16 protein-coding genes are annotated in these 15,492 nt (G+C 54.2%); all 16 read right to left on the bottom strand.

Going from position 1 to position 15,492, the window contains the following annotated elements:
* Positions 1–26 precede the first annotated feature (26 nt).
* The 16 genes from flhA to fliE all read right to left on the bottom strand — a co-directional run bounded on the left by flhA (position 27) and on the right by fliE (position 15,453).
* The gene (flhA, locus tag ACTUJZ_RS07715) at positions 27–2,126 is read right to left on the bottom strand and encodes a flagellar biosynthesis protein FlhA (RefSeq protein ID WP_463635716.1); all 2,100 of its coding nucleotides are present in this window, start codon (positions 2,124–2,126) and stop codon (positions 27–29) included.
* A 93-nt stretch (positions 2,127–2,219) separates the two neighbouring features.
* Positions 2,220–3,350, bottom strand: a complete 1,131-nt coding sequence (flhB, locus tag ACTUJZ_RS07710; RefSeq protein WP_463635715.1) for a flagellar biosynthesis protein FlhB — start codon at positions 3,348–3,350, stop codon at positions 2,220–2,222.
* 15 nt (positions 3,351–3,365) lie between these two features.
* On the bottom strand, positions 3,366–4,148 hold the full coding sequence (gene fliR / locus ACTUJZ_RS07705; protein WP_463635714.1) for a flagellar biosynthetic protein FliR: 783 nt from the start codon (positions 4,146–4,148) through the stop codon (positions 3,366–3,368).
* Between the two features lies 1 nt (position 4,149).
* Positions 4,150–4,419 carry a flagellar biosynthesis protein FliQ gene (gene fliQ / locus ACTUJZ_RS07700; RefSeq protein WP_463635713.1) on the bottom strand — a complete coding sequence of 90 codons (270 nt, stop codon included), beginning with the start codon at positions 4,417–4,419 and terminating at the stop codon, positions 4,150–4,152.
* Between the two features lie 9 nt (positions 4,420–4,428).
* On the bottom strand, positions 4,429–5,187 hold the full coding sequence (gene fliP, locus ACTUJZ_RS07695) for a flagellar type III secretion system pore protein FliP (RefSeq protein WP_463635712.1): 759 nt from the start codon (positions 5,185–5,187) through the stop codon (positions 4,429–4,431).
* On the bottom strand, positions 5,177–5,593 hold the full coding sequence (gene fliO / locus ACTUJZ_RS07690) for a flagellar biosynthetic protein FliO (protein ID WP_463635939.1): 417 nt from the start codon (positions 5,591–5,593) through the stop codon (positions 5,177–5,179). The genes fliP and fliO overlap by 11 nt, the downstream gene beginning before the upstream one ends.
* Positions 5,594–5,621: 28 nt before the next feature.
* Positions 5,622–6,026, bottom strand: coding sequence for a flagellar motor switch protein FliN (gene fliN, locus ACTUJZ_RS07685; RefSeq protein WP_463635711.1), 405 nt, complete (start codon positions 6,024–6,026; stop codon positions 5,622–5,624).
* Positions 6,027–6,056: 30 nt separating this feature from the next.
* Positions 6,057–7,115, bottom strand: coding sequence for a flagellar motor switch protein FliM (fliM, locus tag ACTUJZ_RS07680; protein ID WP_463635710.1), 1,059 nt, complete (start codon positions 7,113–7,115; stop codon positions 6,057–6,059).
* A gap of 13 nt (positions 7,116–7,128) precedes the next feature.
* Positions 7,129–7,653: a flagellar basal body-associated protein FliL gene (gene fliL, locus ACTUJZ_RS07675; protein WP_463635709.1), complete on the bottom strand. Its 525-nt coding sequence runs from the start codon at positions 7,651–7,653 to the stop codon at positions 7,129–7,131.
* An 86-nt stretch (positions 7,654–7,739) separates the two neighbouring features.
* Positions 7,740–9,581 carry a flagellar hook-length control protein FliK gene (locus ACTUJZ_RS07670; protein WP_463635708.1) on the bottom strand — a complete coding sequence of 614 codons (1,842 nt, stop codon included), beginning with the start codon at positions 9,579–9,581 and terminating at the stop codon, positions 7,740–7,742.
* Between the two features lie 174 nt (positions 9,582–9,755).
* Positions 9,756–10,205, bottom strand: coding sequence for a flagellar export protein FliJ (fliJ, locus tag ACTUJZ_RS07665; RefSeq protein ID WP_463635707.1), 450 nt, complete (start codon positions 10,203–10,205; stop codon positions 9,756–9,758).
* 5 nt (positions 10,206–10,210) lie between these two features.
* A complete protein-coding gene (gene fliI / locus ACTUJZ_RS07660) occupies positions 10,211–11,545 on the bottom strand; it encodes a flagellar protein export ATPase FliI (RefSeq protein ID WP_463635706.1) in 1,335 nt (444 codons plus the stop codon).
* Positions 11,542–12,318: a flagellar assembly protein FliH gene (fliH, locus tag ACTUJZ_RS07655; RefSeq protein ID WP_463635705.1), complete on the bottom strand. Its 777-nt coding sequence runs from the start codon at positions 12,316–12,318 to the stop codon at positions 11,542–11,544. Before fliH ends, fliI begins: the two co-directional genes overlap by 4 nt.
* A 29-nt stretch (positions 12,319–12,347) precedes the next feature.
* The gene (fliG, locus tag ACTUJZ_RS07650) at positions 12,348–13,391 is read right to left on the bottom strand and encodes a flagellar motor switch protein FliG (RefSeq protein ID WP_463635704.1); all 1,044 of its coding nucleotides are present in this window, start codon (positions 13,389–13,391) and stop codon (positions 12,348–12,350) included.
* Positions 13,392–13,401: 10 nt separating this feature from the next.
* Positions 13,402–15,099: a flagellar basal-body MS-ring/collar protein FliF gene (gene fliF, locus ACTUJZ_RS07645; RefSeq protein ID WP_463635703.1), complete on the bottom strand. Its 1,698-nt coding sequence runs from the start codon at positions 15,097–15,099 to the stop codon at positions 13,402–13,404.
* Positions 15,100–15,114: 15 nt separating this feature from the next.
* Entirely contained in the window at positions 15,115–15,453 is a 339-nt protein-coding gene (gene fliE / locus ACTUJZ_RS07640; RefSeq protein WP_463635702.1) for a flagellar hook-basal body complex protein FliE, read from the bottom strand.
* Positions 15,454–15,492: the final 39 nt, after the last annotated feature.

Here is a 15,492-nt window from a genome sequence, read left to right as displayed (position 1 = left end):
AACCTCTACTCATGCCCCGCGTCAGATTATTGACCCACTGAGCTGACAATTTTTATTTGTTTGTCATCTGGTACTTCCTGGTACGACAGTACATTCAGGCCAGCCACAGAATATTTAAAGAAGCGGGAAAGTACCGGGCGTAACATGCCAGATGTCAGCAGTACTGCTGGTTCACCGGACAATTCCTGTTGCTGGCTGGCCTGTTGCAATGATTTTTGCAAGCGGTCAGCCAGGCCAGGTTCGATGCCGGCGCCATCTTCCCCTCCTGCCTGAAGGGATTGGTGCAACATCTGTTCCAACTCTGGCGCCAGAGTTATGACGGGGATTTCCGGTGTGCCCTGGCAGATTTCCTGGGTGATTAAACGCTTCAGGGAAATACGCACCGCCGACACCAGTACATCCGGGTCCTGGCTCTTGGTGCCATATTCACTCAAGGTCTGCACGATGGTGCGCATATCGCGGATAGGCACCCCTTCAAACAACAGGGTTTGCAATACTTTGACCACGGTACTGAGCGGCAGAATATCCGGCACCAGCCCTTCCACCAGTTTGGGATTGGTTTTGGCCAGCATATCCAACAGTTGCTGCACTTCTTCGTGTCCTAATAACTGATAGGCATTGTTGGTCAGCAGCTGAGATAAATGGGTGGCCACTACGGTAGCTGCGTCTACCACGGTATAACCTAAGGTCTGAGCATGCTCACGCTGATTGGGCTTGATCCACACAGCATCCAGGCCGAAAGCCGGGTCTTTGGTGACGCGACCATCCAGGCTACCAAATACCTGCCCGGGGTTTATCGCCATTTCTTCATCATGGCTGATTTGCGCATCGCCAATGGTCACACCTAACATGGAGATGGTGTAGGCGTTAGGATCTAAATCGAGGTTATCGCGAATATGTACCGGCGGGATTAAAAAGCCCAGCTCTTGTGACAGCTTTTTACGCACACCTTTGATGCGGGTCAGCAGCTCACCGCCCTGGGACTTATCGACCAGCGGGATCAGGCGATAGCCAACTTCTAAGCCCACGGTGTCGACCTGCTGTACATCATCCCAGCCCAGTTCTTTCACCTCTGGCGTTTCAAGGGTCTCACCATTGGCCGGCGTCAGTGGCGCAGGCTCTTGCTCGGCTTTTTTGGCCTGGCGGGTTTGCCAGTACGCATAGCCACCAGCAATGGCCGAAAAGCCCAAAAACGCAACATGCGGCATGCCCGGGATAATCCCCATCACAAACAATACCGCCGAAGCAATGTACAACGCTTGCTGATTGCCTAGCTGGCTGCGAATTTCTTTACCCATTTCCTGGGTTTCGTTTTCGCGGGTCACGATGATGGCAGTGGCCACCGAAAGCAACAACGATGGAATTTGCGCTACCAGGCCATCACCAATGGTTAGAATGGTGTACACCTCCACTGCGCTGCCAAAGGTCAGATCGTGTTGCAGCATGCCAATAAACAAGCCTCCCACGATGTTGATCAGCATTATGAATAAGCCGGCGACCGCGTCACCTTTAACAAATTTTGACGCACCGTCCATGGAGCCATAAAAATCGGCTTCTGCAGTGATTTCTTCACGGCGCTGACGGGCCTGGTCCTGGTCGATGTAACCGGCATTCAAATCAGCATCAATAGCCATCTGTTTACCGGGCATGGCATCGAGGGTAAAGCGAGCGTTGACTTCCGAAATCCGGCCGGCACCGGCGGTTACCACTTTGAAGTTGATGATCAGCAAGATGGCAAAGACCACAATCCCCACCGCATAGTTACCACCGATGACCACGGCACCAAAGGCTTCGATAACCTTACCGGCGGCATCGCCGCCTTCGTGGCCGTACAGCAGCACCACCCGGGTGGAGGCCACATTCAATGCCAGACGCAATACCGTGGCGATCAGCAAGACTAACGGGAAAATACCAAAGTCGATGGGGCGCTGGGTAAATACCGCCACCAGGATGATGACCAGCGACAACGCAATGTTAAAGCTGAACAGGATATCCAGTAAAAACGGCGGCATGGGCAGGATAACCATGCCCATAATGGCCAGCAGTACGATGGGGGCACCCAGGCCGCTGGCAATTTTTTGCAGCTGACTCTTGTCGATTTGTTGCAGGTAACCTGATAACTGCATGGGGAATTGATCTCACTATCAGAAAATTGACGCTGAAGGCTTTCTGACAGGGGCTGTTACAACTACCATGCCACAATGTGGCGAATGCCAGATTTAGCGGCGCAACTCCTCGGGGATAGGCAGGTCTTTTTTCAGCGGTTTAGGCCGCTGGGCTTTACCAGCTTTATAAGCGCGCAGCTGATAGACATAAGCCAGCACCTGAGCCACCGCCATAAACAGGGTGTTGGGCACTTCATCATCCACCTCGGTGGAATAATAAATAGCACGGGTCAGCATAGGCGTGGGGATCAGCATCACGCCATGGGCACTGCCGATTTTTCGGATATGCATGGCCAGTTCGTCGGCCCCTTTGGCCACCACCACGGGTGCCCGGTGGCCGTCTTCTTCATACTTGATGGCCACCGAAAAGTGAGTCGGGTTTGTGATGATGACATCGGCTTCGGGCACCTGTTGCATCATCCGGTTGGCCGCCGCCTGGAATTGCAGGCGGCGGATGCGGCCTTTGACCAGCGGATCACCATCGGAATTTTTACGCTCGTCTTTGACCTCCTGCTTGGTCATCTTAAGCTCTTTGTTGTGCTTATGAATTTGAAAAGGTACATCAATGGCGGCGATGGGGATCATGCCCAGGGTCAAAAACAAAAAGGCCCATTCGAGCATATCCAATGCATGAAAGATATTGAGCGGGTACATTTCCCGGTCCAGGTGCAAGGCTTCTTCTTTAAAAAACAGCAAGGAAACCACCGCAATGGCGCCCACCACAAAAAACTTGGCCAGGCCTTTTATCAGCTCTACCACCGCATTGGCGCCGAACATGCGCTTGAAGCCGTTCAGTGGATTTAGCCGGTTGCCTTTAGGCTTGGCGGTGTCCCAGGTGAAGTTGTAGCCACCCAGCGCAATACTGCCATAGATCCCGGCCGCCATGGCGATAACCATGTACATCAGCACCGAGCCGCTCACTGACCCCATGGCTTCGCCACTGGCCATCAGCATATGGGAGGTGTCATAGGTTTCATCCCGCGATAAGGTAAACATGCGCTTGGTCATGGCAAACACATCACGGGCGATCATGCCGCCTAATAACAAAAACATCAGCGCACTGACAATCAGTACCAGCGCCGTGGAAAGCTCTTTGGAACGGGCGAGCTGGCCTTTTTTCTTGGCATCCTCGAGCTTTTTACTCGTGGCTTCTTCTGTTTTTTCCTGTGCGTCTTGTTGTGCCATTAATTCAACGCCTCCTTAACTTGGGCAGATGCGCAATAATTCGCACATAAACTGCTCGGCCCGGCTCCACTGGGTAGCAAAGTGGGCAATAAAGTTGTCCAGCGTGATCCAGATGACCAGCAAGCCGGTGATTTGGGCAATGGAAAATCCAATGCTGAAAATATTCAGTTGCGGCGCAGCTTTGGTCATGACGCCAAAGGCCAGATTCACAATCAGCAGCGACACAATGGGTGCTAACGACAAGGTCACCGCCGAGATAAACATCCAGGCGCCCCAGTGGGCAATCTGACGCAACTGGTCGCCGGTAAACCAGGACTCGGCCACCGGGAAGGCATCAAAGCTGAGCACAATCATCTGGATCATAGACAAATGGCCGTCCATTTCCCAAAACAGCAAGGTGGCCAGGATCAGATAAAACTGCCCCACCGCCGGCACATTGATACCATTGACCGGATCCACAATGGATGCAAAGCCCAAGCCGGTTTGCATCGCCACAATCTGCCCGGCCAGCACAAAAGTGTTGAGCACCATCATGGAAATAAACCCCATGGCAATGCCAATCATCAGCTCGCGGGTAATTTTCACAAAGGTGTCAAGGCTGACCATATTGGTGATAGGAACCGGGTCGAGGACCGGTAAAATAATCAGCGCCAGTACCATGGCCAATAGTGCGCGCACTGTGGGCGGCAATGATTTGGCGCTCAAGCCAATCATGGCGGCAAACATGCCACTGATGCGCATAAACGGCAGCATCAAATCAGCAATGGCCTGATTGATGGTGCTTAGCTCAATGGGCATGCTAGCCAACCACCTCAGGAATGCGGTTGACCATCATAAAGGTAAAATCCATCAGCTTGCCCACCAGCCAGTTACCGCCCCAGGCCAGCGCCAGCAGTGTGACGATCAAGCGCGGTAAAAAGCTCATGGTTTGTTCGTTGATGGAAGTGGCCGCCTGAAACACTGCCACCAGTAAGCCCACAATCAGGCTGGGCACAATGACTGCGGAGACCAGCAGGATCACCAAAAACAGTGACTCCCGTAATATTTCGACAAAGACTTCTGGTGACATGGTTGCCTCCTACACGCCCATTCCGAAACTGGTGGCCAGGGTACCAAAGATCAGGTTCCAGCCATCTACCAGTACGAACAGCATCAGTTTAAAGGGCAAGGACACAATCATCGGCGAGAGCATCATCATGCCCATGGCCATCAGGATAGAGGCCACCACCAGATCGATAATCAAAAACGGAATAAACAGCATAAAGCCAATCTGAAACGCGGTTTTCAGCTCGCTGGTGACAAACGCCGGGATCAGGATGGTCATAGGCACCTCGGCGGGTTCGGCGTATTTATCTTCATCGCCAGCGATGCGCACAAAAGTTTCCAAATCTTTGACCCGGGTTTGCGAGAGCATAAAGGCGCGCATCGGCGCTTTGGCCTGCTCGTAGGCTTCTTTGCTGGTCATCTGCTCATCCAGATACGGCTGCAGGGCCCGCTCATTTACCTGCTCAAACACCGGCGCCATGATAAATAACGACAAAAACAGGCTGACGCCGATAAGGATTTGATTAGACGGTGATTGCTGCAAGCCGATAGCCTGACGCAGGATGGACAATACTACGATGATGCGGGTAAACGAGGTCATCATCATGATAAACGCCGGAAGCAGGCTGAGCGCAGTCATGATAAACAGCGCCTGCAGCGTCATCGAATAATCCTGGCTGCCATCCGGGTTGGTGGTAACGGTCACAGCGGAGATGCCTTGCTGGGCAAAGCTGGGAAATGTCACCAGACTGACCAGCAGCGCGAGCCACAACCACAGACGATTATTTTTCATCTTTGGGCTCCTGTTTGACTGCCGGGTTAATTTTGCCGGCCATGGCTTTGACCAGTTTATCTTTAAATTGCTGGCCGTTGGCACTTATAGCCGGCGCGGCGCTGATAGGCTTTTCAAGCTTGCTTAAATGATTGATATTCTGGCTGGTCACGCCAATCAGGTGCTGTTCGTCGCCCACTTCAATCACCATGATGCGCTCTTTGGCACCGGCTGCCAGGCTAGCCACCACTTTTAACTGGCCGCCACCGGCCTGGGTGACATTAAACCGTCGCATCACATAAGCCAGCGCAAAAATCACTGCTACCACCAGCAACAGTGATAGAAAAATTGACGCTACCGAGGCGGGATTAGTGATGGACTGGGTCGACTGCGCGCTGACCGGGCTGGAAATCAACAGGGGATACAGAGCGCATCCCCCTGAAAACAAAGCGGTTTTACCTAAGCTTTTTGATTCTCTCGATTTGACTAATAACATCGGTGAGTCGGATACCAAATTTATCGTTAACTACTACTACCTCACCATGAGCAATCAACGTGCCATTCACCAACACATCCAGAGGTTCACCGGCTACCCGGTCTAATTCTACCACCGAGCCCTGGTTTAATTGCAGTAGATTACGGATACTGATCTGGCTGCGGCCCACTTCCATGGAAATGGTCACTGGGATGTCTAAAATGGTATCCAGCTTGCGCTTTTCTTCATTGCTGATGGGCGCATCTTCGGAAAACTCATCCAGTTCTGCAGTTTGCACACCATTGTCGGTATCATTGCCAGCTTCTGAATCTGCCTGTTCGGCCATTGCAGCAGCCCAGTCGTCCATGCCGTCTTGTTCACTCATAACCATGCCTCATGTCTGTCAACGCCTGGGTTACAGGTCTTCTTCCAAAACTTGCAGTTCGGCATCATTATCGATGATGCGGCCACCGCGGGTTAATAATTGCAACTCGGATTTGACCGAGGTCGGACGTGGGATCTTGTCGGTGATCTTCAGGGCCAGATTGTCGCGGGAGCGCCCCAGCTTCGCCCTGAAGGTCGGCAAGTCTTCAATCAGTACCGTAATATGTTCTGGCATTTCCACCGGGATGATGTCGCCAGCTTTAAATTCCATCACCTGTTTTAAGGTCACTTCCACATCCAGCATGTGGGTGGATAATTCCACACTCACATCCATAATTTCATCGCGCAGGGCTTTACTCCAGCGCAGGTCGGTGTCTTCTTTGTCGCTTTGGACACCGGCATCCAGCAGTTCGCGGATCGGCTCCAGCATCGAATAGGGTAATGACACATGAAAGTCACCGCCGCCGCCATCCAGCTCAATATGAAACGAACTGATCACCACCACTTCAGTGGGGCTGACAATATTCGCCATGGCCGGGTTCACTTCAGAGTCCAGGTACTCAAACGACACATCCATCACCGGCGCCCAGGCTTCTTTGTAGTCTTCAAAGATTATCTTCAGCAGCATCTGGATAATGCGTCGTTCGGTGGGCGTAAATTCACGCCCTTCGATTTTGGCATGATAACGCCCATCACCACCAAAAAAGTTATCCACCAGGATAAAGACCAGGCGCGCTTCCATGGTAATCAGGCCGGTGCCTTTAAGTGGGCGAAACCGCACCATGTTCAAACTGGTGGGTACAAACAGGGTATGGATGTACTCACCAAACTTGATCATCTGAATGCCGTTGATCGACACCTCTGCCGACCGGCGCATCATGTTAAACAGGCTGACCCGCAAATGCCGGGCAAAGCGCTCGTTAACAATCTCCAGCGTCGGCATGCGCCCGCGCACAATGCGATCCTGGGAAGAAAAGTCATACTCGAGCGCGGACGAATCCGAAGGCGCATCACTGACCTCATCTTCTTCTACATCGTCTACCCCGTGTAACAGAGCATCGATTTCGTCCTGGGATAATAAATCGCTCACTATGAATTCCTGCTTATTGCATTACAAAGCCGGTGAACAGTACCTGTTCCACCACCTGAGCACCCGCGATATCTTTTAAAACTTCCTGCACCTTAGTGACAGATTTTTCACGCAGCGCCACCTTGCCAGCTTCTGTGACCAGGTCATCGGCACTGCTGGCACTAAACACTTGCAGCAACGTGCCTTCGATCAACGGGATGTGCATTTTGGCGGTTTCTTCATTGTCGGCGCCACGCACCATCAACTGCACTTTGATTTCCACCAGCCGGTCGCGCCCGCTGCCTGGCACATTAAAGGTAAACGGCCGGGGCATCGCCACATATAACGCACTGCCCACACTGGCATTGCCCGGAGTGGCGGCCGGTGCCGCGCTGGCGGTGCCCGCTTCTGCTGCCGGCGGTGCGGCAGCCGGGTCGTCCGCAAAAACAAAAAACCAGGTGCCAGCCCCGGCGGCAATGATGACTACCGCCAGAATAATGATCAACGGCAGTTTGCTTTTTTTGCCGGGTTCTTCAATTTGTAATTCGTCGTCAGCCATAACGGGTTGGTTCTCTCTGGTCCATGACTATAAAGGGTAGCTATTATCGGGATTTGCAGCAAAACCGCAATTGGCCGAAGGTATGTTTAGGCATAATCATCAATGCCGCCCTGTGCCTGTCGGGTGAGCCGTTGCTCCACCACGCGTTCATTTGGATCGGCCTCATCGCCGTGGTTGTGGCCGCCACTGTTGCCCCGGCTGCTGTCTTGTTCACTGGCCTGCCCGCCACTGTGTTGCTCCACCGACGATCCACCCAATTCGATACCCTGTTCAGCCAGCATTTCCCGCAGGCGCGGTTCAGCCTGGGCCAGCGCTTCTTTAGCCTGGGCCGACTGCACGATAAACGTTACCGCGGCGGCATCACCCTGCACATTTACCCGCACCTGCATGCTGCCCATCTCCGGTGGATCCAGACGGATTTCGGCCATCATATTGCGGCTGTTCACCAGCCAGCGGATTTTTTCGCCCAGTTGCTTCTGGCCATCCGGCTGCAGGATATTCACCGGGCTGTCTAAGCCTTCAGCCTGACGGCTGGCCGGCGCACTTTCACTGCGTAGCTGGGTGTTTTCCACCATCACCGCTTCGGTGGAGACCATGTGGCTGGCTTGCATCGCCTGCACTGCCGCCGAGGCGGACTGACGTGCCGCGCTCAAAATACTGGAAAGCTGGCTGACCTGCTGGTCGATATGTTGCTCCAGCCCGGCATTTAGCGATATATCAGCCTGTTGCATGGCTTCTGTAACCAAGGCTTTGATACTTAAGCCCGGGGTGTGGCCCTGTTCGAGTTGGGTCTGCATTTCTTTGATGCCACTTAGCAGATGCTGGCTAATTTGCTCGCTGCTGCTTTGGCTATCCGCGCCGGCCGTGGCACTGGCCGGCAATTGCTCAAGCAACTGCCGGGTAAACGACTCAATCACTTTTTGCTGGGCTTGTGGGGTCATCGCCGCCAGCTGTTCGGCCACGCCGGCTGGCTTATCAGACAAGCTGGCAGCGCCGGCGTCCTGGCCGGAAGTCAGCCCCGCAATGGCGCTGAGCAACTGCTCGGCAGCTGCGGATAATTGAGGTCCGCTGGCCAAGGCTGCTTCGCCATTGCTATTTATCTGGGATTTTCCCGCTCCTGCCGCTTCGGCCCCAGCGCTGTTAATCTGCGCGCTAATCATCTGTTCGGCCAATGCCTGAATATCGGCCGGCATACTGGTCCCATCCGCCGGCAAGTGACTGCCTTCGGTTTGCATCAATGCTGCCAGCGCCTGGCCCAGCGTGGGCTCTGGCAATCCTGGAGTGGGCTGATGCCCGGCATCACCGGCCAGGGTTAATGCATCGGTAATAAGCTCATTGGCGACCTGCCCTGCTGCCTGGCTGGTAGCAGACGCTGGCAGTGTCATTGATGCAGAAGCTGTCCCCTGGCCGCCTTCACCGGCAGCCTGCGCTTTGGCTTCCAGCGCACGAATACTGTCCACAAAGGCCAGCCAGTCAGTGGCTTCATCGGTGCTGCCGGGATTGGTTGCCGGCAAAGCAATGGCAATCTGTTCTGATTCGGGTAGGGCCCCGGCCAGTGCAGCCTCGTCTTGCGTGCCAGACTTATCGGGCTTTGTGGTGCTATTTTTCTGACTGACTTGGTCGCTATGAGACGGTGCAGTGTGGTCGGTCTGGCCAGAATCTTTATCCGCTGAGGGTTCTTTGCCAGCTGAAAGCTCTTTACCCGCTGAAGGCTCTTTATTGGCTGAGGGCTCTTTCTCCCCTAAAGGGGCTTTATTATCTGAAAGCTCTTTTCTCGCTGATGGCTCTACCTGTTTGCCAGCCGCAGGCTGCGCGTGTTGCAGCGCATCTTCAAACGTGGCTTTTTGCTCGGTTGATGCGGGCCCCTTTTCAATACTGATCGGCAAAGCGGCAACGTCCTGACGCTTAGGGGCAATATGTTGCATCATATCCAGACTTCCTTTTTTCAACAGTTAACGGTGGCCAGAGCGTTGTTTACCGGCTCATCGGCGTTGGAAAACCGTCACTACACTGCGGTTTAACGTGCGTGAAAATGCACATTTCGTCACTTCTGCCAAGGTAGTAGCAATTCACGTTCCAAAGTTTTTCTGGCGGGGGGGGATTTAGCGAAAGCCGGCATTGTTGGCGCGAATAAATTTTTGCAGCGCAAACTCATCTAACTGATGCTGCTCGCGGCGCTCGGCTTTGGCCTGGGCTTCGAGCTGTTGTTTTTCCAGTAAAAAATCCACTGCCTGGCGACGCTTTTGTTGTTTGACCAATTGCTGGCGCCGTTGGTCTACCACCATTGATGCCTGCGAAATAATCTGGTTTTGCTGCTCACATGCTTTATCCAGCTTGCTGACAAACTGCAGGTGCTGATGATAGTTGCGCGCATCGAGCCCGCCCTGCTGGCCGTTTTGCTGCAGTTGACGCATATAATCCAGCCGGTACTGCTGCAAACTGCTGAGTTTTTGACGCTGCTGCGTGAGGGTTTGCTGGGCGATGCGATACGCCTGGGCGGCTTTGTCTTCGCGGTCTTTTTCCACCCGCATCACTGTATTGAGCTGACTCATGCGCGTTACCCGTTACCCAGTCCGCTGGCCAGGGCCTGCATGGCTTCATGGCAGTCGACCAGTGGTACAATCTGCTTCATTTCCTGCTGCAAAAAGGCGTTGATGGCCGGTTCGGCGCGAATGGCTAAGTCAATACGTGGATCAGAGCCCCGCGCATAGGCCCCAATGGCAATAAGATCCTGGTTTTGTTTATAGGTGGAATAGACCTGGCGGATGCGCCGTGCTTGCAGCAGGTGTTCATCACTGACCACCATAGGCATCACCCGGCTGATGGAGGCTTCGATATCAATGGCCGGATAATGGCCGCTGTCGGCCAGTTTACGGGATAACACCACATGACCATCTAAGATAGCGCGGGCGGCATCGGCCACCGGATCCTGCAAATCATCCCCTTCGGTAAGCACAGTATAAAATGCGGTGATCGAGCCTTGATGCTCAGCGCCGTTGCCGGCGCGCTCTACCAGAGCTGGCAGGCGGGCAAACACCGACGGCGGATAGCCTTTGGTGGCGGGCGGTTCGCCTACGGCCAGGGCAATTTCGCGCTGGGCCATGGCATAGCGGGTCAGCGAGTCAATCAGCAACAACACATTTTTGCCTTGGTCGCGAAAATACTCGGCGATGGTGACAGCGGTCTCGCAGGCTTTTAAGCGCATCAACGGCGAGGTATCCGCCGGAGCGGCAATAATCACCGCGCGCTTGCGCTCTTCTTCGGTCAGGATTTCGTGAATAAATTCTTTGACCTCACGGCCCCGCTCACCTACCAGGCCTACCACTACCACATCGGCTTCACTGCCTCGGGTCATCATGCCTAAGAGCACACTTTTACCCACCCCGGAGCCGGCAAACAGGCCCATGCGCTGCCCGATGCCCACGGTATTCAGCGCATTAATAGCACGCACGCCCACATCCATGGGCTGACTGATAGGTTTGCGTAATAATGGGTTCATGGCTGGCCGCGTGGTTGGCATACGGCTGTCGGTGACCAGCGCACCCAGCCCGTCCAGGGGCTGGCCATTGCCATCCACCACCCGGCCTAATAAACCCGGGCCCACTGCCAAACCGCTTTGGCGGTTTAGCGGCATCACCCGAGAGCCAGGTACAATGCCACGCACAGCTTCGGTGGGCATCAGATAAGTAATATCATCACCAAAGCCGACCACTTCGGCTTCAATTTCGCCTTCCACGGTTTGTACCATGCACTGGCTACCGACCGGCAGCTGGCAGCCCACGGCTTCCAAGGTCAGGCCAATGCCACGCACCAGTTTGCCGGCGGCCACCACCGGCGGGCGCGGCACCTGCTGCTGTAGCTGCTTAAAATAGTCAGCGTATGAATCGGTCACGCCGACAGCCCCTGCTGGGTTAAAAAGGTATCCAGCACTTCACGACAGCGACGTTCCACCGACACATCCACCGCATTGGTTTGGGTGATGATGTCGCAGCCGCCGCGTTGCATCTCTGGCGCCTCTACCAGCTGCCAGCCTTTTTCGGTCAGCTTATCGGCGCCCATCTGGTCGGTGATAAGCGCAATATCCTGCGGATTCATATGAATTTGAAACTGCTGCTCGGTGATGGGTAAGGCACGCATACCTTCACTCAGCGCCTGGGTAATGATCTGTTCGTTGGTGGCCACTTCGGTGCGGATCACCGCCCGGGCCAGCGCTACCGCCAGCTGCACCAGTTGCTGGCGTGCTGCCTGGCTAACCTGGTCTAAAGGCGCATGTAAATGCCTGGCCAGTTCTTGCCAGGTCTGGCTATCAGTTTCCATTTGCCCACGACCTTCTTCCAGGCCTTGCTGATGCCCCTGTGCCTGACCTTGCTCCAAGCCCTCGGCATGTCCGGCGGTTAAGCCTTCAGCATGACCTTCCTCGTACCCGGCCTGGCGCCCTTCGGCAAACCCTTCTTCGCGAGCAGCCTGACGGATGGCTTCAATTTCTTCGAGGGTCGGCGGCTTGATTTCCTCTTCTTCTTCCGGCGGCTCGTATTTCCAGTCACTGCGCCGATTCAGCGCATTGGTTTTATCGGCGCGGGCCTGCATTAGTTCATCGGCATCCACATAGGGTAAGTCCCACAGTTGTGGATTGGGCTGGTTGGGATCATGAGCATCATGCGACATCACAGGGTACCTTTAAACATCGGCTTAGGTTACAGGAACTCTTCGCCGCCACCGCCGCCCAGCATGATTTCGCCAGAGTCAGCCAAACGTCGGGCAACCGACAGGATTTCTTTTTGTGCGGTTTCCACTTCGGATACCCGCACCGGCCCCATGGCCTCCAGATCATCGGTCAGCATTTCAGCCGCCCGTTTGGACATATTTTTGGTGATCTTATTTTTCAGCTCGTCATCCGCGCCTTTAATGGCTTTGAGCAGCGCATCCTGCTGCACTTCGCGCAAGATAGCCTGAATGCCTTTATCGTCCACATCCACCAGATTATCAAACACAAACATCAGGTCCTGGATCTGCTGGCTCATCTCTTCATCCTGCTCACGGATGGCATCCATGAGCTGACCTTCGATGGCGGTATCCAGATAGTTCATGATATCAGCAGCAGATTTCAGGCCGCCCATCTTGGCTGCCTGAGTACCAGCCTGGCCGGCAAATTGTTTTTCCATGATCTCGTTAAGCTCTTGCAGTGCGGCTGGCTGCACTTCTTCAAGGTTAGCAATCCGCATCAGCAAGTCCAGGCGCACTTTCTCCGGGAACTGTGCCAGGATCTCGGCGCTTTGTTCCGGTTCAAGATAAGACAGCACGATGGTTTGGATCTGCGGGTGCTCGTTACGAATAATTGACGCCACCTGTTTAGAGTCCATCCACTTGAGCGAATCGAGCCCTTTGGCGCCATTGCCCAGCAAAATCTGATCAATCAGGTTAGCAGCTTTGTCTTCACCCAAGGCAGCGGTCAGTGCCCGCTTCACAAAGTCCTGACTCTGGAAGCCGATGGTGCTGTAGTTTTGGATCTCTTCGATAAAATGCTTATGCACCGAGGTGATTTTGACCTGAGTCATGTCCTCAATTTTGGCCATTTCCGCACCCAGCTTCTGCACCTGCTTAGGCTCCAGATGCTTGAGGATCTGCGCCGCATCTTCTTCTGACAGGCTCAGCAGCAGGATAGCGGCTTTTTCTACGCCTTCCAGCTTGCCAACGTCGTAACTCGGCTCTTCTTCGTTTACTGCTAATTCTTCAGCCATAGTCAGACTCCTACTCGTCCTGCATCAACCAGCCTTTGACCACCTGAGCAGACAACTCAGGCTCATTGGCGACCAGTGCGCGCACTGCTTTTAATACATCTTCATCTTTATGCAAATCAGGCAACATCAATGAACCGTCAGAGGCAAAGCCCACCTGGCCTTCATCAAAATCTGAGCTAAGCATACTAATGGTTTCATCGCCCAGGTCCAGTCCTTCGTCGGCATCAAAGTCCTCGGCATCCTTGGTGTCGTCGCCATGAATGAGGCGGCGCAGCATCGGCCGGATAACAAACACAATCAGTACAATGATGACCAGGGCACCCATCACCAGTTTCAGGATGGGCAAGAACTTAGGCTGCTCCCACAGCGGGGTTTCTTCCAGGCTGCCGGTATCCATGCGGGTAAAGGGCACACTAACCACTTCTAATGAATCGCCCCGGGTGACATCAAAGCCCAGCCCGCCCTGCAACAAACGACGAATATTTAACAGCGCTTCCTGCTTTCGCGGCGCGGCCACGGTGCTGCCGTCTTCGGCTTGAGTTTGGGTATAGTCCACCGCTACCGACACACTTAAGCGGCTGATCACCCCGGTTTGTTTTTTGGTGTGGCTGATGGTGGTATCCAGCTCATAATTACGGGTTTGTTCTTTGCGGTTACTGCCAGGCACCGGGCTGCCAGCACCCTGGCCTGTGCCTTCTTCAGGGATCACCGAGCCGCCTGGCGGTTGGTTGGTCAGCGCGCCGGGGATACCGCCATTGGCACCACCTACGGTGTTTTGCTCATACACCATTTCACTGCGTACCGCCGGCAGGTCCGGGTTGTAGCTGCGCTGGGTTTGCTCCATGGCGGTAAAGTCCATGGCCACATCCACCTGGGCGGTGTAGTTGCCAATGCCCAGCACGGGGATCAGGATTGCATCGATTTTTTCCAGATATTCCTGTTCACGCTTGCGCTCCAGCTCATATTCTTTGCGGGCCCGGGCACTCGTAGAGTCCTGCGAACCAGAGTTAAGCAGACGGCCGTTGCTATCGGTCACCGTTACATTGGACGGTTCCATGCTTTGCACAGCAGAGGCGACAATATCGACCACCGCATCCACTTCTTCACCGTTGATGGTGGCACCGCGACGGGCGGTCAGCACCACAGTGGCACTGGCTTTTTTCTCACGGCGGGCAAACACATTTTCTTTCGGCATAGCCAGCAACACGCGGGCTTTTTTGATGCTCGACATGTCTTCGATGGTCGCGGCAATCTGCTGCTCACGGGCATGCTTAAGGCGCTCCATCTCGACCCGCTGGCTCACACCAAATCCCATGTCCTGCATGATGATATCGGTGCCGGCATCGCTGCTGCGGTTTAAGCCCTGACGTGTCATACCCAGGCGGATATTCTGAAACTCATCGTTACGCACGAACACGGTATTGCCTTCCAGTTTGTATTCCATCTGGTTGGCATCTAAGTAATCGAGGGTTTCAATAAGCTCTTCGGTTTCCATTTTAGCCAGCGGCCGGTAGTCCGGCTCCTGCGCCCAAATCAGGATAAACACCGCAATGGCTACACAGATCACCAGGACCACTACCAGCGCCATCTGGCGCATCATGTCTCCGCTGCCCAGCGAATCCATAAAACTGGATTTGTTACTGGCAGAGGCGCCACTGCTCATGTTATCTGAGTCTGTGACGGTTAAGTTTGTACCTGTATCAGCCATCTGAGTCAGTCCTCATTACACCGGCATGTTCATAACTTGTTTGTAAGCTTCCAGCACTTTGTTGCGCACCTGTACGGTGGCTTCAAAGGCAATGCCGGCTTTTTCTTTGGCCACCATCACATCTGCCAGGCTGACATTTTTATCGCCCATCTCAAACGAGCGCTGCAGATCTTTAGAATTCATCTGCATATCATTAACCCCTTCGATGGCACCTTTGAGCATGGTGGCAAATTCACTGGCGGCGGGTTGCTGGGTCTGAGCCGGCTGCAACTGGGGCATTTCGGTAGCCTGAAGACGGCTTTGCCCGATCATGCTCTGCATTTCCTGGTACAAACTGTTGGCTTTGATATCCATGGCAACTCTCCAAACGGGTAGGCTTGTCAGAAATTTGTC

The organism is Alteromonas sp. WD8-37 (assembly GCF_055326825.1).
The sequence above is the reverse complement of the archived record's forward strand: the minus strand, read 5'-3'. Positions and strand labels throughout refer to the sequence as shown.